At 59.4% G+C, this 19,566-nt stretch carries 27 protein-coding genes; 24 read left to right on the top strand and 3 right to left on the bottom strand.

The features are described from left to right. From EIC84_RS18270 to EIC84_RS18180, 19 genes are all read left to right on the top strand, one after another. The gene (locus tag EIC84_RS18270; protein WP_003064010.1) at positions 1-357 is read left to right on the top strand and encodes a ferredoxin; all 357 of its coding nucleotides are present in this window, start codon (positions 1-3) and stop codon (positions 355-357) included. Positions 358-518: 161 nt separating this feature from the next. Beyond that, positions 519-1,157: an alpha/beta hydrolase gene (locus EIC84_RS18265; RefSeq protein ID WP_003064008.1), complete on the top strand. Its 639-nt coding sequence runs from the start codon at positions 519-521 to the stop codon at positions 1,155-1,157. Positions 1,158-1,308: 151 nt separating this feature from the next. Next, positions 1,309-2,481, top strand: a complete 1,173-nt coding sequence (locus tag EIC84_RS18260; RefSeq protein WP_003064007.1) for a D-alanyl-D-alanine carboxypeptidase family protein — start codon at positions 1,309-1,311, stop codon at positions 2,479-2,481. A 238-nt stretch (positions 2,482-2,719) separates the two neighbouring features. After that, positions 2,720-3,097, top strand: a complete 378-nt coding sequence (gene rpsL, locus EIC84_RS18255) for a 30S ribosomal protein S12 (RefSeq protein WP_003059441.1) — start codon at positions 2,720-2,722, stop codon at positions 3,095-3,097. Between the two features lie 168 nt (positions 3,098-3,265). Next, complete coding sequence (rpsG, locus tag EIC84_RS18250; protein WP_003059438.1) at positions 3,266-3,739, top strand: 30S ribosomal protein S7; 474 nt, start codon at positions 3,266-3,268, stop codon at positions 3,737-3,739. A 145-nt stretch (positions 3,740-3,884) separates the two neighbouring features. After that, complete coding sequence (gene fusA / locus EIC84_RS18245; protein WP_003064006.1) at positions 3,885-5,993, top strand: elongation factor G; 2,109 nt, start codon at positions 3,885-3,887, stop codon at positions 5,991-5,993. 180 nt (positions 5,994-6,173) lie between these two features. Further along, positions 6,174-7,364: an elongation factor Tu gene (gene tuf, locus EIC84_RS18240; protein ID WP_012836789.1), complete on the top strand. Its 1,191-nt coding sequence runs from the start codon at positions 6,174-6,176 to the stop codon at positions 7,362-7,364. Positions 7,365-7,389: 25 nt separating this feature from the next. Continuing rightward, positions 7,390-7,701 carry a 30S ribosomal protein S10 gene (rpsJ, locus tag EIC84_RS18235; RefSeq protein WP_003059431.1) on the top strand — a complete coding sequence of 104 codons (312 nt, stop codon included), beginning with the start codon at positions 7,390-7,392 and terminating at the stop codon, positions 7,699-7,701. A gap of 200 nt (positions 7,702-7,901) precedes the next feature. After that, positions 7,902-8,576: a 50S ribosomal protein L3 gene (gene rplC / locus EIC84_RS18230; RefSeq protein WP_003059417.1), complete on the top strand. Its 675-nt coding sequence runs from the start codon at positions 7,902-7,904 to the stop codon at positions 8,574-8,576. After that, positions 8,576-9,199 carry a 50S ribosomal protein L4 gene (gene rplD / locus EIC84_RS18225; RefSeq protein WP_003065421.1) on the top strand — a complete coding sequence of 208 codons (624 nt, stop codon included), beginning with the start codon at positions 8,576-8,578 and terminating at the stop codon, positions 9,197-9,199. The genes rplC and rplD overlap by 1 nt, the downstream gene beginning before the upstream one ends. After that, complete coding sequence (gene rplW / locus EIC84_RS18220) at positions 9,196-9,510, top strand: 50S ribosomal protein L23 (protein WP_003059415.1); 315 nt, start codon at positions 9,196-9,198, stop codon at positions 9,508-9,510. The genes rplD and rplW overlap by 4 nt, the downstream gene beginning before the upstream one ends. Positions 9,511-9,512: 2 nt before the next feature. Then, on the top strand, positions 9,513-10,337 hold the full coding sequence (gene rplB / locus EIC84_RS18215; RefSeq protein ID WP_003059414.1) for a 50S ribosomal protein L2: 825 nt from the start codon (positions 9,513-9,515) through the stop codon (positions 10,335-10,337). A gap of 10 nt (positions 10,338-10,347) precedes the next feature. Next, a complete protein-coding gene (rpsS, locus tag EIC84_RS18210) occupies positions 10,348-10,623 on the top strand; it encodes a 30S ribosomal protein S19 (RefSeq protein ID WP_003059413.1) in 276 nt (91 codons plus the stop codon). 10 nt (positions 10,624-10,633) lie between these two features. Next, a complete protein-coding gene (gene rplV, locus EIC84_RS18205; protein WP_003059408.1) occupies positions 10,634-10,966 on the top strand; it encodes a 50S ribosomal protein L22 in 333 nt (110 codons plus the stop codon). 16 nt (positions 10,967-10,982) lie between these two features. Continuing rightward, positions 10,983-11,852 (top strand): 30S ribosomal protein S3, encoded by an 870-nt coding sequence (gene rpsC / locus EIC84_RS18200; protein WP_003059406.1) that lies wholly within the window; start codon positions 10,983-10,985, stop codon positions 11,850-11,852. Between the two features lie 2 nt (positions 11,853-11,854). Beyond that, a complete protein-coding gene (gene rplP / locus EIC84_RS18195; RefSeq protein WP_003059405.1) occupies positions 11,855-12,271 on the top strand; it encodes a 50S ribosomal protein L16 in 417 nt (138 codons plus the stop codon). A 10-nt stretch (positions 12,272-12,281) separates the two neighbouring features. Then, positions 12,282-12,479, top strand: coding sequence for a 50S ribosomal protein L29 (rpmC, locus tag EIC84_RS18190; RefSeq protein WP_003059403.1), 198 nt, complete (start codon positions 12,282-12,284; stop codon positions 12,477-12,479). A gap of 9 nt (positions 12,480-12,488) precedes the next feature. Further along, positions 12,489-12,758: a 30S ribosomal protein S17 gene (gene rpsQ / locus EIC84_RS18185; protein WP_003059401.1), complete on the top strand. Its 270-nt coding sequence runs from the start codon at positions 12,489-12,491 to the stop codon at positions 12,756-12,758. 116 nt (positions 12,759-12,874) lie between these two features. Next, positions 12,875-13,381, top strand: a complete 507-nt coding sequence (locus EIC84_RS18180) for a peroxiredoxin (RefSeq protein ID WP_003065420.1) — start codon at positions 12,875-12,877, stop codon at positions 13,379-13,381. Positions 13,382-13,497: 116 nt separating this feature from the next. Here the strand turns inward: EIC84_RS18180 and EIC84_RS18175 are convergent, their stop codons facing one another. Further along, positions 13,498-13,986, bottom strand: a complete 489-nt coding sequence (locus EIC84_RS18175; RefSeq protein ID WP_003065419.1) for a GNAT family N-acetyltransferase — start codon at positions 13,984-13,986, stop codon at positions 13,498-13,500. 83 nt (positions 13,987-14,069) lie between these two features. After that, complete coding sequence (locus tag EIC84_RS18170) at positions 14,070-14,774, bottom strand: DUF4017 family protein (RefSeq protein ID WP_050788964.1); 705 nt, start codon at positions 14,772-14,774, stop codon at positions 14,070-14,072. Positions 14,775-14,911: 137 nt separating this feature from the next. Here EIC84_RS18170 and EIC84_RS18165 point away from each other — a divergent pair, with 137 nt between their 5' ends. Further along, entirely contained in the window at positions 14,912-15,358 is a 447-nt protein-coding gene (locus EIC84_RS18165) for a cytochrome c (RefSeq protein WP_003065417.1), read from the top strand. A 198-nt stretch (positions 15,359-15,556) separates the two neighbouring features. Here the strand turns inward: EIC84_RS18165 and EIC84_RS18160 are convergent, their stop codons facing one another. After that, complete coding sequence (locus EIC84_RS18160; protein ID WP_003065416.1) at positions 15,557-16,069, bottom strand: TlpA disulfide reductase family protein; 513 nt, start codon at positions 16,067-16,069, stop codon at positions 15,557-15,559. A gap of 151 nt (positions 16,070-16,220) precedes the next feature. Here EIC84_RS18160 and EIC84_RS18155 point away from each other — a divergent pair, with 151 nt between their 5' ends. The 4 genes from EIC84_RS18155 to ptsP all read left to right on the top strand — a co-directional run bounded on the left by EIC84_RS18155 (position 16,221) and on the right by ptsP (position 19,556). Beyond that, on the top strand, positions 16,221-16,784 hold the full coding sequence (locus tag EIC84_RS18155) for a hypothetical protein (protein ID WP_003065415.1): 564 nt from the start codon (positions 16,221-16,223) through the stop codon (positions 16,782-16,784). A 97-nt stretch (positions 16,785-16,881) separates the two neighbouring features. Further along, positions 16,882-17,337, top strand: coding sequence for a PTS sugar transporter subunit IIA (locus tag EIC84_RS18150; protein WP_003065414.1), 456 nt, complete (start codon positions 16,882-16,884; stop codon positions 17,335-17,337). Further along, complete coding sequence (locus EIC84_RS18145) at positions 17,306-17,575, top strand: HPr family phosphocarrier protein (RefSeq protein ID WP_003059390.1); 270 nt, start codon at positions 17,306-17,308, stop codon at positions 17,573-17,575. The genes EIC84_RS18150 and EIC84_RS18145 overlap by 32 nt, the downstream gene beginning before the upstream one ends. Positions 17,576-17,780: 205 nt before the next feature. Next, the gene (ptsP, locus tag EIC84_RS18140; protein WP_003065413.1) at positions 17,781-19,556 is read left to right on the top strand and encodes a phosphoenolpyruvate--protein phosphotransferase; all 1,776 of its coding nucleotides are present in this window, start codon (positions 17,781-17,783) and stop codon (positions 19,554-19,556) included. Positions 19,557-19,566: the final 10 nt, after the last annotated feature.

Genomic DNA, 19,566 nt, shown 5'->3' with positions numbered 1-19,566 from the left:
ATGAGCGACATCCAGAATCAAGACCAGGCCGGCGGCTACTACCAGCGTCATATCTTCTTTTGCCTGAACGAGCGTCCCAACGGTGAGGACTGCTGTGCTCTGCATGGCGCCAAGGCGGGCTTTGACCACTGCAAGCGCAAAGTCAAGGAAGAGGGGCTTGCTGGAAAGGGGTTGGTGCGTGTGAACAAGGCCGGCTGCCTGGATCGCTGCGCCGGCGGTCCCGTGGCCGTGGTCTACCCCGAAGCCGTCTGGTACACCTTCATCGACGACAGCGATATCGATGAAATCGTCGAATCCCATCTCAAGCACGGCAAGGTGGTCGAGCGCCTGGTGCTGCCCGAAAGCGTGGGGCGCTGATCTGGCTGCCTTGAGTCCTTTGGCCGTCCCGACAGGCTTGCGGCAAGGCGGCTCTTGCATGGTGCGGCCGACTTTGGGCTTGCTTGTTCAGGAACTTTAAGCGTTTTCAAGCGTCAGCCCAATTACAGCAAGCGCAAAAAGCTACAACTAGGATAGCAATCGTGAATTCCCAGACCGAACGACTGACGCTCACCGGCACCGCCGGTGCCATTGAGGCCCTGCGCGATGCGCCGCAACTGGTCGAAGGCCAGAGCCCCAAGGGCGTGGCCATCATCGCCCATCCGCATCCGCTGTTTGGCGGCACCATGGACAACAAGGTGGTCCAGACCCTGGCGCGTGCCTTTGTTCAGTGCGGCTACACGGTCGTGCGTTTCAACTTTCGCGGCGTGGGCGCCAGTGCCGGCGAATATGACGCCGGCAAGGCCGAGCTGCAGGATTTGCTGGCCGTGGTGCAGCAGGTGGCGCCCGAAGGCCCTGTAGCTCTGGCCGGCTTTTCCTTCGGCGCTTTCGTCACCAGCCATGCGCTGGCCCAACTCTGGGGTACGGGCCGGGTGCAGAAGGCTGTACTGGTGGGCACAGCCGCCAGTCGCTTCGAAGTGGCTCCCGTGCCTGCCGAGGCCCATGACCAGACCCTGGTGATCCACGGCGAGGCGGACGACACCGTCGAGCTGTCCGCCGTGATGGACTGGGCGCGCCCGCAGATACTGCCTGTTACCGTGATTCCGCAGGTCGGCCATTTCTTTCACGGACAATTGCCGCTGCTCAAGAGCCTGGTGGTGCGCCACCTGAAGTCCCTGTAAGAGCCATTTCCCACACCTTGACGCACGTGAATTGCTGCCCCGTCTTGGTTAACTCCCTTTTCATAGCGCCAGGCCGAGGTATATCCTTGGCTTTGGCCGTTTCCGACGGTAAATCACCGCGCTTACCTTTGCTTTAGCGAGAGTCCTCTTCATGAAGCCCATCTACTCCACACTGCGTGTTCTGGCCGTTGCTGCCGCAGTGGCGCCCGTGTTTGCCATGGCACAGGTGGCGGCCCCTGTTCCTCCCGAAATTGCTGCGCGCAACTATCTGCTGGTGGACGTCACTGCCGGCCAGGTGCTGGGCGCCAAGGACGTCGATGCTCCCGTCGAGCAGGCATCGCTGACCAAGCTGATGTCGGCCTATGTGGTGTTCGACGCCTTGCGCTCCAAGAAGATTACGCTGGAGCAGCGCATGCCCGTGAGCGAGCGCGCCTGGAAGATGCCCGGCTCGCGCATGTTCATCGACCCCAAGATGCAGGTGCCCGTCAATGACCTGCTCAGCGGCATGATCATCCAGTCCGGCAACGATGCCACCATGGCATTGGCCGAGGCCGTGGGCGGCACGGCCGAGAACTTCGTCAAGATGATGAATGACCAGGCCAAGGCCCTGGGCATGAAGAACACCAGCTACAAGAACCCCGAAGGACTGACCGAGCCCGGTCACCTGACGACGGCGCGTGATCTGTCCATCCTGGCCCAGCGATTGATGCATGACTTCCCCGAGTACATGCACTACTACGCCACCAAGCAATACAGCTACCCCGGCACGCCCGCCTCCAACGGCAGCAACCGCAATGCCTTGCTGTTTCGCGATCCCACCGTGGACGGCCTGAAGACCGGTCACACCAATGCCGCCGGCTATTGCCTGGTGGCCACGGCCAAGCGTGACTTGCCCAACGTGGGTCAGCGCCGCCTGCTGTCCATCGTGCTGGGAACGGCCAGCGAAAAGGCGCGTGCCAACGAAAGCCAGAAGCTGTTGAACTGGGGCTACACCGCTTTCGATGCCGTCAAGCTGTTTGATTCCGATCAGCCCGTGGCCACTCCCGCCGTCTGGAAGGGCGCTGCCAATGCCGTCAAGATCGGCAAGGCCGACGGCGCCGTGGTGGTGACCGTGCCCTCGGGCACCGGCGGCAAGCTGACCACCGAGGTGGTGCGCCAGGATCCGCTGATTGCACCCATTGCCAAGGGGCAGTCCATGGGGGTGCTCAAGGTCAAGTCGGGTGCGGATGTGGTGGCCGAGGTGCCGCTGGTAGCGCTTGAGGCCGTCGAGCAGGCAGGCTTCTTCGGTCGTCTGTGGGACACCATCCGCCTCTGGATCAAGTAAGTTCCCGGGCCGGCAGGAGGTAGCTCCTGCCGGTGAGAGCACTTTGATGTGCCATGCAAAGCATCTTGCTGCCGGCAGGGCTATTGTCGGCAGGGAGTTGTGCTGATTTGCACAAGCTGGTACATTCGAGGGCTTTTCGGAATTTCCGAAGGGATTCACGTTTCCGCATCGGCATCTGTTGCTGCGGATAAACCTTTTGCTTTCACGAAGCAAATTCACGTTTAGGGACGTTTAATTAATGCCAACCATTAACCAACTCGTGCGTCAGGGCCGCACGGTCGAAGTTGTTAAATCCAAGAGCCCTGCTATGGAAAACTGCCCCCAACGCCGTGGCGTGTGCACCCGTGTGTACACCACCACTCCCAAGAAGCCTAACTCGGCTCTGCGTAAGGTGGCCAAGGTTCGTCTGACCAACGGTTTCGAAGTGATTTCGTACATCGGCGGTGAAGGCCACAACCTGCAAGAGCACAGCGTTGTGCTGGTGCGCGGTGGTCGTGTGAAGGACTTGCCCGGTGTGCGTTACCACATCGTGCGCGGTTCCCTGGACCTGCAAGGCGTCAAGGACCGTAAGCAAGCTCGCTCCAAGTACGGTGCCAAGAAGCCTAAGGCTAAGTAATCAGCCCTGGTTTTTTGAAAACAAACGGTGTTTGATTCGCCTGACTGGCGCGGTCAAACGTAGTGGCCCTGAGCACGAATGTTTTGTGCGGGTCGAGTAAGTGAGAGTTTTGAATAGCTCTCGCGGTATCTGAAAAGATGCCAACTGAAGCAAAGATAGAGGTAAAAAATGCCACGTCGTCGCGAAGTCCCCAAACGTGAAATCCTGCCGGATCCCAAGTTCGGCAATGTAGAGCTGTCCAAATTCATGAACGTGATCATGGAAGGCGGCAAGAAGGCGGTTGCTGAGCGCATCATTTACGGCGCTCTGGACCTGATCGAGAAGAAGCATCCCGGCAAGGACCCTCTGGAAGCTTTCGTTGTTGCCATCAACAACGTCAAGCCCATGGTTGAAGTGAAGTCCCGCCGTGTTGGCGGTGCCAACTACCAGGTTCCCGTGGAAGTGCGTCCCGTCCGTCGTCTGGCTCTGGCCATGCGCTGGATCAAGGAAGCCTCCCGCAAGCGTGGCGAGAAGTCCATGGCTCAACGCCTGGCCAACGAGCTGCTGGAAGCTACGGAAGGCCGTGGCGGCGCCATGAAGCGTCGTGACGAAGTGCACCGTATGGCCGAAGCCAACAAGGCCTTCAGCCACTTCCGCTTCTAATCGGAATCTCGCTCGAGATACAGGGCCGCATGCAAAAACTTGCTGCGGCCTTGTGTCGATTCTGAGCGCCCCCATATAGAGCTGCTGCCTCCTGCGCACAATGCGGGGCCGGCAGTACTCCCATACGATCAAGCAAGGATCCATCATGGCTCGCAAGACCCCCATTGAGCGCTATCGCAACATCGGTATTTCCGCTCACATTGACGCAGGTAAGACAACCACTACAGAACGTATCCTGTTCTATACCGGTGTGACCCACAAGCTGGGCGAAGTGCACGACGGTGCTGCCACCACCGACTGGATGGAGCAAGAGCAAGAGCGTGGTATCACCATCACTTCCGCTGCAGTGACCTGCTTCTGGAAGGGTATGGATCTGTCCTACCCAGAACACCGTTTCAACATCATCGACACCCCCGGTCACGTGGACTTCACGATTGAAGTGGAACGTTCCATGCGCGTGCTGGACGGTGCTTGCATGGTGTATTGCGCTGTGGGTGGCGTGCAGCCCCAGTCCGAAACCGTGTGGCGTCAGGCCAACAAGTACAAGGTGCCTCGTCTGGCCTTCGTGAACAAGATGGACCGTACCGGTGCCAACTTCTTCAAGGTCTATGAAGGCATGAAGACTCGCCTGAACGCGAACCCTGTGCCCGTGGTGATCCCAATCGGCGCTGAAGAAAACTTCCAGGGCGTGGTCGATCTGGTCAAGATGAAGGCCATCATCTGGGACGAAGCTTCCCAGGGCATGAAGTTCGAATACCAGGACATCCCCGCCGAGCTGGTGGAGACCGCCAACAAGTGGCGTGAAAACCTGGTGGAAGCCGCTGCCGAAGCTTCGGAAGAGCTGATGAACAAGTACCTGGAAGAAGGTACTCTGACTGAAGAAGAAGTGAAGCTCGGCGTGCGTACCCGTACCCTGGCCACCGAAATTCAGCCCATGCTGTGCGGCACCGCGTTCAAGAACAAGGGTGTGCAGCGCATGCTGGACGCCGTGATCGACTATCTGCCCGCTCCTGTGGACATTCCTGACGTTACCGGTACCGACCCCGATGACGAAGAGAAGAAGCTGAGCCGCAAGGCTGACGATGCTGAGAAGTTCTCGGCTCTGGCCTTCAAGCTGATGACCGACCCCTTCGTGGGCCAGCTGACTTTCGTGCGCGTGTACTCTGGCGTTCTGTCCAAGGGTGAGACCGTTCTGAATGCCGTCAAGGGCAAGAAGGAACGTATCGGCCGTATCGTGCAGATGATGGCCAACGACCGCGTGGAAGTGGAAGAAATCCGTGCTGGCGACATCGCTGCCTGCGTGGGCCTGAAGGACGTGACCACCGGTGAAACCCTGTGCGACATCGCCGCGCCTATCGTGCTGGAGCGCATGGTGTTCCCCGAGCCCGTGATTGCACAGGCTGTGGAACCCAAGTCCAAGACCGACCAGGAAAAGATGGGTATCGCTCTGTCGCGTCTGGCTGCAGAAGATCCTTCCTTCCGCGTGCGTACCGACGAAGAATCCGGTCAGACCATCATCGCCGGTATGGGCGAACTGCACCTGGAAATCATCGTTGACCGCATGAAGCGCGAATTCAACGTGGAAGCCAACGTGGGCAAGCCCCAGGTTGCCTACCGCGAAACCATCCGCAGCACGGTCAAGGACGTGGACGGCAAGTTCGTTCGCCAGTCCGGCGGTAAGGGCCAGTACGGCCACGTGGTTCTGACTCTGGAGCCCCAGGAAGCCGGCAAGGGCTTCGAGTTCGTCGACGAAATCAAGGGCGGTGTGGTTCCTCGCGAATACATCCCTGCGGTGGAGAAGGGCGTGATCGAAGCGCTGACTTCCGGCGTGCTGGCTGGCTACCCTGTGGTGGACGTCAAGGTTCGTCTGACCTTCGGTTCGTACCACGATGTGGACTCGAACGAAATGGCGTTCAAGATGGCCGCTATCTTCGGTTTCAAGGAAGCTGCCCGCAAGGCCAACCCCGTCATCCTGGAACCCATGATGGCTGTGGAAGTGGAAACGCCCGAAGACTACGCCGGTACCGTGATGGGCGATCTGTCCTCGCGTCGCGGCATGGTTCAGGGTATGGACGACATGGTTGGTGGCGGCAAGGCCATCAAGGCTGAAGTGCCTCTGTCCGAAATGTTCGGCTACGCCACTTCGCTGCGTTCCATGACTCAAGGTCGCGCCAGCTACACCATGGAGTTCAAGCACTACGCTGAAGCTCCTCGTAACGTGGCTGAAGCCATTGTTGCTGCCCGCGCCAAGTAATTGACGCAGGTTTGACGAATCCGTCATAATCTACGGCTTCCAATCGCGGCAGTCCTTTGAGGATTGCCGCGATTTTTGCCGGTCTGCGATCCCATGCCGTCCTGTTTCCTGTGCGGGGCGAGTCAGCAATGAGGTGCAGACCTTAAACATCACACAGGTTTTTGCTCTTTCGGAGAAATCATGGCAAAAGAAAAGTTCGAACGTACCAAGCCCCACGTGAACGTGGGCACCATCGGTCACGTTGACCACGGCAAGACCACCCTGACTGCTGCTATCGCTACCGTGCTGTCCAAGCACTTCGGCGGTGAAGCCAAGGACTACTCGCAGATCGACAACGCCCCCGAAGAAAAGGCTCGTGGCATCACGATCAACACTTCGCACGTTGAGTACGAAACTGCCAACCGCCACTACGCTCACGTGGACTGCCCCGGCCACGCTGACTATGTGAAGAACATGATCACTGGTGCCGCTCAGATGGACGGCGCTATCCTGGTTTGCTCCGCTGCTGACGGCCCCATGCCCCAGACTCGCGAGCACATCCTGCTGTCGCGTCAGGTGGGCGTGCCCTACATCATCGTGTTCCTGAACAAGGCCGACATGGTGGACGACGAAGAACTGCTGGAACTGGTCGAAATGGAAGTGCGCGAGCTGCTGTCCAAGTACGACTTCCCCGGTGACGACACCCCCATCATCCGCGGCTCTGCCAAGCTGGCCCTGGAAGGTGACCAGTCCGACAAGGGCGAGCCTGCCATCCTGAAGCTGGCCGAAGCTCTGGACACCTACATCCCCACTCCCGAGCGTGCTGTTGACGGCGCCTTCGTGATGCCCGTGGAAGACGTGTTCTCCATCTCCGGTCGTGGTACCGTGGTGACTGGCCGTATCGAGCGCGGTATCGTCAAGGTCGGCGAAGAAATCGAAATCGTCGGTATCAAGGACACCGTCAAGACCACCGTCACCGGCGTGGAAATGTTCCGCAAGCTGCTGGACCAAGGTCAAGCTGGCGACAACGTGGGTCTGCTGCTGCGCGGCACCAAGCGTGAAGACGTGGAACGCGGCCAAGTGCTGTGCAAGCCCGGCTCCATCAAGCCCCACACCAACTTCACTGCTGAAGTTTACGTGCTGTCGAAGGACGAAGGCGGTCGCCACACTCCCTTCTTCAACAACTACCGTCCTCAGTTCTACTTCCGTACAACTGACGTGACCGGCTCCATCGAACTGCCCGAAGGCAAGGAAATGGTGATGCCTGGCGATAACGTGTCGATCACTGTGAAGCTGATCTCCCCCATCGCCATGGAAGAAGGTCTGCGCTTCGCTATCCGCGAAGGTGGTCGTACTGTGGGCGCCGGTGTGGTTGCCACGATCATTGCCTAATTCTTAGAAAAGCTAGGAATTAACAATGTCTAAGCAAAAAATCCGCATCCGTCTGAAGGCTTTCGATTACAAGCTGATCGACCAGTCTGCAGCCGAAATCGTTGATACCGCCAAGCGTACCGGCGCTATCGTCAAGGGTCCCGTGCCCCTGCCGACACGCATGAAGCGCTTCGACATCCTGCGTTCGCCTCACGTCAACAAGACCAGCCGTGACCAGTTCGAAATCCGTACGCACCAGCGTCTGATGGACATCGTGGACCCGACTGACAAGACTGTTGACGCTCTGATGAAGCTGGACCTGCCCGCAGGTGTGGACGTCGAGATCAAACTGCAATAAGAGTTTTGGAGGCCTCGCAAGAGGCTTTTAAGGGTCTTTGTTTAACGCGAACTTGCTTGAAAAAGCAGTTCGCGTTAAAATTTGGAGCTTCGCCTTTGATGCGAAGTTTTATTAACCTTCTTTTGTGTGCTAGGCATGATTGCTAAAGCACAACGCTGGGCCAATTGCAGTTTCAGCGGCAAAAGTTTTGGAGCAAACAAATGAGTCTGAGCAACTCCCTGGGGTTGCTGGGTCGCAAGGTGGGCATGATGCGTCTGTTCACTGATGATGGGGACGCAGTGCCTGTCACAGTGGTGGATGTTTCTAACAACCGCGTGACTCAGGTCAAAACCCAAGAGAACGATGGCTATGTGGCCCTGCAGGTCACTTTCGGTGCACGCAAGGCTTCTCGCGTGACCAAGCCTCAAGCCGGCCACCTCGCCAAGGCGGGTGTCGAAGCCGGTGAAGTGACCCGTGAATTCCGCGTGACCGATGAAACCGCTGGCAAGTATGCCGCTGGTGCCGTTCTGCCTGTGGCCGAACTGTTCAGCGTTGGCCAGAAGGTGGACGTGCAAGGCACTTCCATCGGTAAGGGTTACGCCGGCACGATCAAGCGCCACAACTTCAGTTCGCAGCGCGCTTCGCACGGTAACAGCCGTTCGCACAATGTTCCCGGTTCTATCGGTATGGCGCAAGACCCCGGTCGCGTGTTCCCCGGTAAGCGTATGACTGGCCACATGGGCGACGAAACCGTCACTACTCAAAACCTCGACGTGGTTCGTATCGACGAAGCACGCCAACTGCTGTTGATCAAGGGTGCCATTCCTGGTGCCAAGGGTGGCTTCGTTTCCGTGCGCCCCGCGATCAAGGCTAAAGCTTCCAAAGGAGCGAACTAATGCAGCTCGAACTCCTGAATGAACAAGGCCAGGCCGCTTCCAAGGTGGAAGCTCCCGAGACTGTGTTCGGTCGTGAATTCAACGAAGATCTGGTCCACCAGCTGGTGACTGCCTACCGTGCCAACGCACGTCAAGGCACTCGCGCCCAGAAGGACCGTGAACAAGTGCGTCACACCACTGCCAAGCCTTTCAAGCAAAAGGGTACAGGCCGTGCACGTGCTGGTATGTCCTCCTCGCCTCTGTGGCGTGGCGGCGGTCGCATCTTCCCGAATCTGCCCGAAGAAAACTTCTCGCAGAAGATCAACAAGAAGATGTACCGCGCCGGTATGGCTTCCATCCTGTCTCAGCTGGCCCGCGAAGGCCGTCTGGCAGTTGTGGAATCCCTGACGCTGGATACCCCCAAGACCAAGGTGCTGGCAGACAAGTTCAAGGCTATGAACCTGTCTTCGTCGGTGATGGTGATCGCTGAAGAAATCGACGAGAACCTGTACCTGGCATCCCGCAATCTGAAGAACGTGTTCGTGGTTGAGCCGCGCTATGCAGACCCCGTGTCGCTGGTGCACTACAAGAAAGTGCTCGTCACCAAGGGTGCGATCGACAAACTCAAGGAGATGTTCGCATGAGCACTACCAAGTTTGACGAAGGTCGTCTGATGCAAGTGCTGGTCGCTCCCATCGTGTCCGAAAAGGCCACTCTGGTTGCTGAAAAGTCCAATGCTGTGACATTCAAGGTGCTGCAGAACGCTACCAAGCCCGAAATCAAGGCCGCTGTGGAATTGATGTTCAAGGTTGAAGTGGCTGGCGTGTCTGTGGTGAACACCAAGGGCAAGACCAAGCGCTTTGGCAAGACCGTGGGCCGTCGCGACAATGTGCGCAAGGCATACGTGATGCTCAAGCCCGGTCAAGAGCTGAACCTGTCTGGGGAGGCTGCGTAATCATGGCTGTTATCAAGCTCAAACCTACGACCCCCGGCCAACGCGGCGCGGTGAAGGTTACTCGCGACCACCTGCACAAGGGTGAGGGTTTTGCCCCCCTGCTGGAAGCTCAATTCCAGAAGGCCGGTCGTAATAACAACGGTCACATCACAACTCGCCACAAGGGCGGTGGTCACAAGCACCACTACCGTGTGGTGGACTTCAAGCGCAACAAGGACGGTATCCCCGCCAAGGTTGAGCGCATTGAATACGATCCCAACCGTACTGCCCACATCGCTCTGGTGTGCTACGCAGACGGCGAGCGTCGCTACGTCATTGCTCCTCGCAACCTGGAAGTCGGCGCTACCATCATCAGCGGCTCCGAAGCTCCTATTCGCGTGGGCAACACCCTGCCTATCCGCAACATCCCCGTGGGCTCGACCATCCACTGCATCGAACTGAAGATCGGTGCCGGTGCTCAGATCGCTCGCTCGGCTGGTACCTCCGCCACTCTGCTGGCTCGCGAAGGCATCTACGCTCAAGTGCGTATGCGTTCGGGCGAAGTCCGCAAGGTGCACATCGAGTGCCGCGCCACCATCGGTGAAGTTGCCAACGAAGAACACAGCCTGCGCCGTCTGGGCAAGGCCGGTGTGAAGCGTTGGATGGGTATTCGTCCTACCGTCCGCGGTACGGTCATGAACCCTGTCGACCACCCGCACGGTGGTGGTGAAGGTAAGACCGGTGAAGGCCGTCACCCAGTTGACCCATGGGGCAATCTGACGAAGGGCTACCGCACCCGTAACAACAAGCGCACACAGACCATGATCGTGTCGCGCCGTAAGAAGTAAGGGGTAGCAAATGACTCGTTCTCTTAAAAAGGGTCCGTTTGTTGACCATCACTTGCTGGCCAAGGTCGAAAAGGCCATCGCCACCAAGGACAAGAAGCCAGTGAAGACCTGGTCGCGTCGCTCCATGGTCCTGCCCGAGTTCATCGGTCTGACCATCGCCGTGCACAACGGCAAGCAACACGTGCCGGTTTATGTGACTGACCAGATGGTTGGCCACAAGCTGGGTGAATTCGCGCTGACTCGTACCTTCAAGGGTCACCCTGCGGACAAGAAAGCCAAGAAGTAAGGAATAGAACATGTCTGAAACACGTGCTGTTCTCCGTGGCGTCCGCCTGTCTGTTGACAAGGGTCGCCTGGTCGCGGATCTGATCCGCGGCAAGAAGGTGGATCAAGCTCTGAACATTCTCCAGTTCACGCAGAAAAAAGCTGCCGTGATCGTGAAGAAGGTTCTGGAATCCGCTATCGCCAACGCTGAGCACAACGACGGCGCCGATATCGACGAACTGAAGGTCAAGACCATCTACGTCGAGCAAGGCACTACGCTCAAGCGTTTCACTGCTCGCGCCAAGGGCCGCGGCAACCGCATCAGCAAGCCTACCTGCCACATCTACGTGACAGTGGGTAACTGAGGCCTTAAGGAAGAATATGGGACAGAAAATCCATCCTACCGGCTTCCGTCTGGCGGTGAGCCGCAACTGGGCAAGCCGCTGGTACGCTAGCAACCGTGACTTCGCCGGCATGCTGGCCGAAGACATCAAGGTGCGCGAGTACCTGAAGGCCAAGCTGAAGAACGCCGCCGTGGCTCGCGTTCTGATCGAGCGTCCTGCCAAGAACGCCCGCATCACCATTTTCTCGGCTCGTCCGGGCGTGGTGATCGGCAAGAAGGGTGAAGACATCGAAGCCCTGAAGAAGGAACTCGCTGCTCGCCTGGGCGTGCCCGTGGCTGTGAACATCGAAGAAGTGCGCAAGCCTGAAATCGATGCCAAGCTGATCGCTGACTCCATCTGCCAACAGCTGGAAAAGCGCATCATGTTCCGCCGCGCCATGAAGCGTGCCATGCAGAACGCCATGCGTCTGGGTGCTCAAGGCATCAAGATCATGTCTTCTGGTCGTCTGAACGGTATCGAAATCGCTCGTACCGAGTGGTACCGCGAAGGCCGCGTGCCTCTGCACACTCTGCGTGCCGACATCGACTACGGCTTCTCCGAAGCCAAGACGACTTACGGCATCATCGGCGTGAAGGTCTGGGTCTACAAGGGTGACACCCTGGGCCGCAACGATCTGCCCGCCGTGGAAACGCCCCGTCCTGAAGACGAGCGTCGTCCTCGTGGTCCCCGTCGTGACGGTCGCCGTGATGGCCGTGATGGCGCTGGCCGTGGTGGCCGTCGTCCCGCAGGCACCAATGCCGCTCCTGCCGATGGCAGCGACAAGCCTGCTGGCGCTGGTGCTGATTCCGTTAAGCGCGTTCGTAAGGCCGACGCGCCCGCTACAGCAGCGGACGGTAAAGGAGAATAAACATGCTGCAACCTGCACGCCGCAAGTTCCGTAAGGAACAAAAAGGCCGCAACACCGGTATCGCTACCCGTGGCAACTCCGTTGCCTTCGGCGATTTCGGTTTGAAGTCTACTGACCGTGGTCGTCTGACCGCACGCCAGATCGAAGCTGCACGTCGTGCAATTTCCCGTCACGTCAAGCGTGGTGGTCGTATCTGGATCCGCGTGTTCCCGGACAAGCCCATCTCTACCAAGCCCGCCGAAGTGCGTATGGGTAACGGTAAGGGCAACCCCGAGTACTACGTGGCCGAAATCCAGCCCGGCAAGGTGATCTACGAAATCGTGGGTGTGCCTGAAGAGCTGGCCCGTGAAGCGTTCCGCCTGGCTGCTGCAAAGCTGCCTCTGCGCACGACCTTCGTGTCCCGTCACATTGGTGCTTAAGGAGATCAACATGACGAAATCTGCTGAACTCCGCCAAAAAGACGTGGCTGGTCTGGAAGCTGAAGTGAAGTCCCTGCAAAAGGCTCACTTCGGTCTGCGCATGCAAAAGGCCACGCAACAACTGGGCAACACTGCGACCATCAAGGCTACACGCCGTGACATCGCTCGTGCCAAGACCATCCTTGCTGAAAAGCAAGCCGCCAAGTAAGGAGCCGACATGACGGAAGCTAAAACATCCCTCAAGCGCACCTTGATTGGCAAGGTGGTCAGCGACAAGCGTGCCAAGACTGTGACCGTTCTGGTGGAACGCCGCGTCAAGCACCCCATCTACGACAAGATCATGATCAAGTCGAGCAAGTACCACGCTCACGACGAGCAAGGTGAGTACAAGCTGGGTGACGTGGTTGAAATCACCGAGAGCCGTCCTCTCTCCAAGACCAAGAACTGGGTTGCTACCCGCTTGGTTCAAAAGGCTGCTCTGGTGTAAGCCTAACCAGGCCCGCCGGCTGCAAAGCCCTTGAAAACGACCCACAATGCTGTGGGTCGTTTTTTTATTTGGGCCGCCAAGAATGCGGTCCGTGCTTTGCAACAAAGGAGATAGTCATGATTAAAGTTGGTGATGCCCTGCCCGCAGTGACCTTGATGGAATATGTGGAAGTGGAAGGCAATGGCTGCAGCCTTGGTCCCAACCCCGTGAAGCTGCCCGAGGCTCTGGCCGGCAAGACTATTGCCGTGTTTGCCGTGCCCGGCGCATTCACGCCCACCTGCTCCGAAAAGCATCTGCCAGGCTATGTGGCCAAGGCCGAAGAACTCAAGGCTGCGGGCGTGGACGAAATCTGGTGCCTGGCCGTGAACGATGCTTTCGTGATGGGCGCCTGGGGCCGCGATCAGAAGGTGGCCGGCAAGGTGCGCATGATTGCCGACGGCGATGCGGCATTCGCCAAGGCGACCGGCCTGACGCTGGACCTGAACGGCAAGGGCCTGGGGCTGCGTGCCAATCGCTTCTCCATGCTGGTCAAGGACGGCAAGGTTGCGACCCTGAACGTGGAAGCTCCCGGCAAGTTTGAAGTCAGCGATGCCGGCACCATGCTGGCTCAAGCCAAGGCTTGATGGCTGAAGCCCTGAGCCGCTGCGCGCGGGAGTGACGCTCTCGCCGCAAGGCGGCTTTGCGCGGCGTCACAGAAAAAAGGCATTGCCAAACTGGCAATGCCTTTTTGTATTCGGGCTCAGAAAAGATCGGCCTTGAGGTAGTGTGCGCCTGGAAGCGGATTGTGATAGTAGGGTTCGATGGGCTCGAAGCCCAGGTCCACATACAGCGCGCGGGCAGACTCCATATCGTCCAGTGTGTCGAGCAGCACATGGTCATAGCCAGCCTGGCGGGCAATATCGAGCATGGCTTCGGCCAGTTGACGCCCCAGGCCGAAGCCACGAAAAGCCTTGCGCACGAACAGGCGCTTCATCTCAGCGGCATTGGGGTAGTCCGAGTCGTCAAGAGGACGCAGTGCGCAGCAGCCCGCAATGCTGCCATCCACGCGAGCCAGCAGAATCTGTCCACGGGGCGCAGCATATTCGCCAGGGAGGGCGGCGAGTTCGGATTCGAATCCTTGAAATTCCAGGTCGATGTTCAGGCTGTCCGCATACTCCTGAAAGATCTGGCGCACAGCACCTATTTCCTCCAGGCTGGGCGTCAGCAAGTCCACGGCAGGCTTGTCCACGGCAACTAGGCAATGATGAAAGAAGGCCCAGTGTAGCGGCAAGTGCTTTACATGGTTAAAGCCGCTGCCTGCAGCGTCAGAACTCAGAAAGCAGCACTCTGCCCCAGTTGATGGATCCACCAGGAAAGAGAGCTTGCCACCACGGCCAGCAGCGCAGCCAGAACCCGGGTGCTGGCGGTGTCGCGGCTCGCAGCAACGGGCTCCTTCAGCAATTTGTCGCCCGTGACCATGGCCGGGACCAGTTTGTCGCCCTTGAGGCTGTAGCCGATGAGGGCCAGCAGATGCAGTGCGACCAGTGCGTAAATCAGGTACTGGCCCCAGTGGGCGTGGTAGTTGGTGGCCTTGGAGATCAGTTCGCCAGAGGCAAAACGCGTCAACGGTCCGCTGAAGGCAATTTCATCATCGCTCATCAGCCCGCTTGCGATTTGCGCCATCAGCACGATTAGCATCGCGATCACGGACAGTGAACCCAGCGGGTTGTGGCCTGCGCGGTCCTGCGTGGTCGAAGTGCCGCGCATATAGCGGCTCATGGCTGCTGCAGAAGGGATGAAGCTGCCAAAGCGCGACCAGTACCCGCCCACCAAACCCCAGAGAATGCGAAAGATCAGCAAGGCCAGCACCACCTGTCCCAGCAGCAGATGCCAGTTCATGGCATTGCCGCCCATCTTGGCAGTGACCACCAGGGCCACGATGCAGATTGCCAGCAGCCAGTGAAACAGGCGGGTGGGCAGGTCCCAGATCCGAATTCTGTGGACTTCCGTGGAGGCTTGTGTGGCGGACTCTGTCATGGCTTTTTCATGGCTGATGGACCCGGACATTGTGCCCTGGCAAGGCTGCAAGCCCAAATCGCGGCCTTTGGGTGACTCTGCCATACTGGTCAGGCAGCCGCCTGCGGCAGGCTGCAGAACCAAGAAAGGATACCCCGATGAAAGCTTTTTCCACTCTGGCATTCGCTGCTGTGGTTGCCACCGTGGCCCTGCCTGCCTCGGCACAGTTCGCCAAGGCTGAAGATGCCATCAAATACCGCCAGAGCGCCTTGAGCGTGCTGGGCACGCATTTCGGTCGCCTGGGCGCCATGGCCAATGGCAAGATGCCCTTTGATGCCAAGAGCGCGCAGGAAAGTGCGGAAATTGTGGCCTTCATGTCCAAGCTGCCCTGGGCCGGCTTCGGCGCCGGCACCGAAGGCGGCAAGGCCAAACCTGAGGTGTGGAAGGAGCAGGCCAAGTTCCATGATCTGTCGGGCAAGATGGAAGCAGAAGTCGTCAAGCTCAACGCTGCCGCCAAGACCGGCAATCTGGACAATCTCAAGACGGCTTTCGGCCCGGCCGCCAATAGTTGCAAGAGCTGCCACGACAGCTTCCGGAATAAGTAGCCCCCTGAGCCGCTGCGCGGCTTCCCCCAGGGGACAGCATCTTTGCTGCGGAGCGGCCCTTGCTCGATGCTCCAGGCATGAAAAAACCGACCAATGGTCGGTTTTTTTGTGAGCTGCTGTCGCTTGCTATTTCTATGTTTTAGGCACTTTTGATGTTGAAGTGACTTGCTGTCAAGCGCTGTGAGCTATGGTTTTTAATCAAGCTGCAGCGGGTTCTGCCAGCAGCTTCTCGATCAGCTTGTGCAGTTGCTCAAAGTCGGGTGCGCCGATATAGCGCTTCACGATCTCGCCGCGCTTGTTGACGATGAAGGTGGTGGGGGTGAGTTGCACATCGCCCCATGCCTTGGCCACGTTGCCGGTGTTGTCCAGCGCGACCTGGAAGGGCAGCTTGCGCGATTCGACGAAGTTCACGACATAGCTGGGCGGGTCGTAGCTCATGGCCACGGCCAGGGTGTCAAAGCCCTTGCCCTGGTACTTCTGGTAGGTGCTGATGATCTCGGGCATCTCTGCCACGCAGGTGGTGCAGCTGGTGGCCCAGAAGTTCACCAGCGTCACTTTGCCCTTGAGGTCGGCGGTGGTTTTCTGGCTGCCGTCCAGCAGCACAAAGGTGGATTGCGGCGCCGCGGCTTGCCCTGCGCCCGAATACACCCAGGCCCCGACGCCGATGACGGCGGCCGCCACAATGCCTGCGATCCAATGTTTGCTTGCCATAGAGATTGATTGTGCACAAATCTTCAGCACCTTGCTGATCTGTGGTTTGGTGTGTCAAACATGCCGAAAGTTCAGTTCTTACTGCTTGACCCACGGGTCAACCCTAGGCTTGCGTGACAAGTCGGGCCCGTGCCGCTGCCGATAATGGGCCATGAAGAAAACCGGACTCTGGGCTGCGACGCTACTGGTCAGCGGTGCGCTGCTGGCCGCCTGCAGCCCGGCACTGAACTGGCGTACCACCCAGCTCAAGGATGCGCCGCTGCAAGCACTCTTGCCCTGCGATGCGCAGACGGCCAGCCGCCCTGTCGATCTGGGCCTGGGCCAGGTGCCGCTGTCGGTGGTGGGCTGCGAGGCCCGGGGCGCGACCTATGCGGTATCGCATTTTGCCGTGGCCGAGCCCGCCCGCGCGGCCGAGGCTCTGACGTTCTGGCAGCAGGCGGTGCTCAAGCAGCTGAAGTCGGCAGACGGCGTCGCGACAAAGCTCAATGTCAAGGGAGACGGTCCATGGGTGCCCAAGGGGGTGCTGAATCTGCCGCAGTCCTTGCGCATCACGTTCGAAGGCCAGGGCCCGAGCGGACAGAAGGTGGTGGGGCATGGCCTCTGGTTCGCTCGCCTGGAAGGCGGCGGCGCCAGGGTCTATCACGCGGTGATTTACGCTGACAAGGCCATGCCTGCAGAGGCCGAGCTGTTTTTCTCGGGCCTGCAGTTGCAATAAGCCCGCATCCAGATCATGACCCTTGCGCTTCATCCACCTCATTGCCCTTGTTGACGGCGGCGACAAGCCATAATTTGCTATCAAGAACTGTGACTACATGACCACGCGCATTCTTTTGCTCACTCACGCTCCTCTGGCCGCTGCATTGCGCGAATGCGCGCTGCATGTGTTTGCCGATAGCGCTGACGACTTGCTGGCCCTGGACGTGCCTTCCGATGAGGCGCCCGAGGCCACGCTGGAGCGTGCCCTGGCCATGCTGGTGGCGCATGGCGGGCTGGATGCACCGACACTGGTGCTGACCGATCTGTTCGGTGCCACACCCTGTAACGTGGCCCAGCGTCTCACGGGCCTGTTGCAGGCCAGGCTGGTGGCGGGCGTGAACCTTCCCATGCTTTTGCGCTCCATAGGCTATCGGCATGAGCCGCTGGATGCCCTGGTTTCGCGGGCCATGGTGGGCGGCAGCCAAGGAGTGATGCAGGTAGCCGGCAGTTCCCGACAAAATCAAAGCGCACGACCTTCCAATGATCAAGACCAATATCACCATCAGCAATAAATTGGGCCTGCATGCCCGTGCATCGGCCAAGCTCACCAAGCTCGCGGGCAGCTTCCCCTGCGAGGTCTGGCTGACCAAGGGCGAGCGCCGCGTCAATGCCAAGAGCATCATGGGCGTGATGATGCTGGCGGCAGGCATAGGCTCCGAGCTGGAGATGGAAACCGATGGCGCACAGGAGCAGGAAGCCATGGATGCGCTGGTGGCCCTGATCAACGACAAGTTTGGTGAAGGCCAGTAAAGGCTGCTTCACCTGTGCCGCGGCTTGACCGCGCGCAGGTGGCAGCTTGACGATTAGCTCTTTTGATAGCAGGCAGGGTCTTGCTGTCAATGAAGTAGAGCGGTTTTGATGCTGTAGTGCAGCGATAGTTGGCGCTGACTGCTGCAAAAACAAGAGCAAGAAGCAAGCAAAAAGCAATCGCGAAATTCGCGAAAGGGCATTCGCTATGACATTTGCCATCCACGGCCTGGCCGTCTCCCGAGGGATTGCCATCGGGCGCGCGGTCGTTGTGGCCTCCAGTCGCATGGAGGTGGTGCACTACTTCATCCGGCCCGATCAGGTGGAGTCGGAGATCCAGCGTGCCCGCACGGCACGCAATGCGGTGATTGACGAGCTGCGCCGGCTTCAGGAAGAAATGCCCAAGGATGCGCCTGGCGAGCTGGATGCGCTGCTCGATGTGCATCTGATGCTGCTGCAGGACCAGGCACTGGCCGAGGCCATTCGGAACTGGATCTCCGAGCGTCTTTACAACGCCGAATGGGCGCTGACCACTCAGCTGGAAATCGTCTCGCGCCAGTTCGACGAGATGGACGATGAGTACTTGCGCGAGCGCAAGGCCGATCTGGAGCAGGTCGTGGAGCGCATTCTGCGCCACATGAAGGGCGCGGCCAGTCCGCTTGCGCAGGTTGCTCCACCTTTGGCTCCGACGGGCGCCGTGCCTGCAACCGATGGACAGCAGCTGCCTCTCGACGTCACCACGGAAACCCCGCTGGTGCTGGTGGCGCAGGATCTGTCGCCAGCGGACATGCTGCAGTTCAAGAGCAAGGTCTTTGCGGGCTTCATCACAGCCGTGGGCGGCAAGACCAGCCACACGGCCATCGTCGCGCGCAGCATGGACATTCCGGCCGTGGTTGGCGCGCGGGCCGCAAGCCAGCTGATTCGCCAGGACGACTGGGTCATCATCGACGGCAACGAGGGCGTGGTCATCGTGGACCCCACGCCCATCATCCTGGCGGAGTACAGCTTTCGCCAGCGCCAGACCGAACTGGAGCGCGAGCGCCTGACCCGTCTGCGCTACACGCCGTCCCTCACCATGGATGGGCAGAAGGTGGAGCTGCTGGCCAATATCGAGCAGCCCAGCGACGGGGCTGCTGCCGTGCGTGCTGGCGCAGTCGGGGTGGGGCTGTTCCGTACCGAGTTTCTGTTCATGGGGCGCAGCGGCAATCTGCCCGGCGAGGAAGAGCAGTATCGTGCCTATCGCGAGGCCATAGACGGCATGCAAGGCATGCCGGTCACCATCCGCACGCTGGACGTGGGGGCCGACAAGCCGCTGGACAAGGCTCAGCCCAAGGACTACTACCTCAACCCCGCGCTGGGCCTGCGCGCCATACGCTGGAGTCTGGCCGACCCCGTGATGTTCCGCACCCAACTGCGCGCCATTCTGCGCGCGGCAGCGCATGGGCAGGTCAAGCTGCTGTTTCCCATGCTGGCCCATCGCAGCGAGATCGAGCAGACCCTGGCACAGCTGCGCCAGGCGCAGCATGAGCTCGATGTGCGCGGCGTGGCCTACGGCCCGGTCAAGCTGGGCGCCATGATCGAGATCCCGGCGGCCGCCCTGACGGTACGCAGCTTTCTCCAATATTTCGACTTTCTGTCCATAGGCACTAACGACCTGATCCAGTACACGCTGGCCATCGACCGTGCCGACGAAACCGTGGCCCATCTCTACGACCCCATGCATCCGGCCGTGCTGCGCTTGGTGGCGGAGGTCATCGCAGCGGCCAATGCTGCAGGCAAGGAAGTCAGCGTTTGCGGCGAAATGGCCGGTGATCTGAGCATGACCCGGCTGCTTTTGGGCCTGGGGCTGCGCAGCTTTTCCATGCACCCCGCGCAGATTCTGGCCGTCAAGCAGGAGGTGCTGCGTGCGGACTCCAGCAAGCTGGCTCCCTGGGCCTGCGAGGTACTGTGCAGCGAATGCCCTGCGCAGATGCTGGCGCCCTGAAGAACCCAGG

It is taken from the genome of Comamonas sp. A23, from assembly GCF_004522605.1.
Lineage (GTDB): Bacteria > Pseudomonadota > Gammaproteobacteria > Burkholderiales > Burkholderiaceae_C > Comamonas > Comamonas thiooxydans.
Note: the sequence above shows the minus strand (reverse complement) of the source record. Positions and strands in the feature narration are given on the sequence as shown.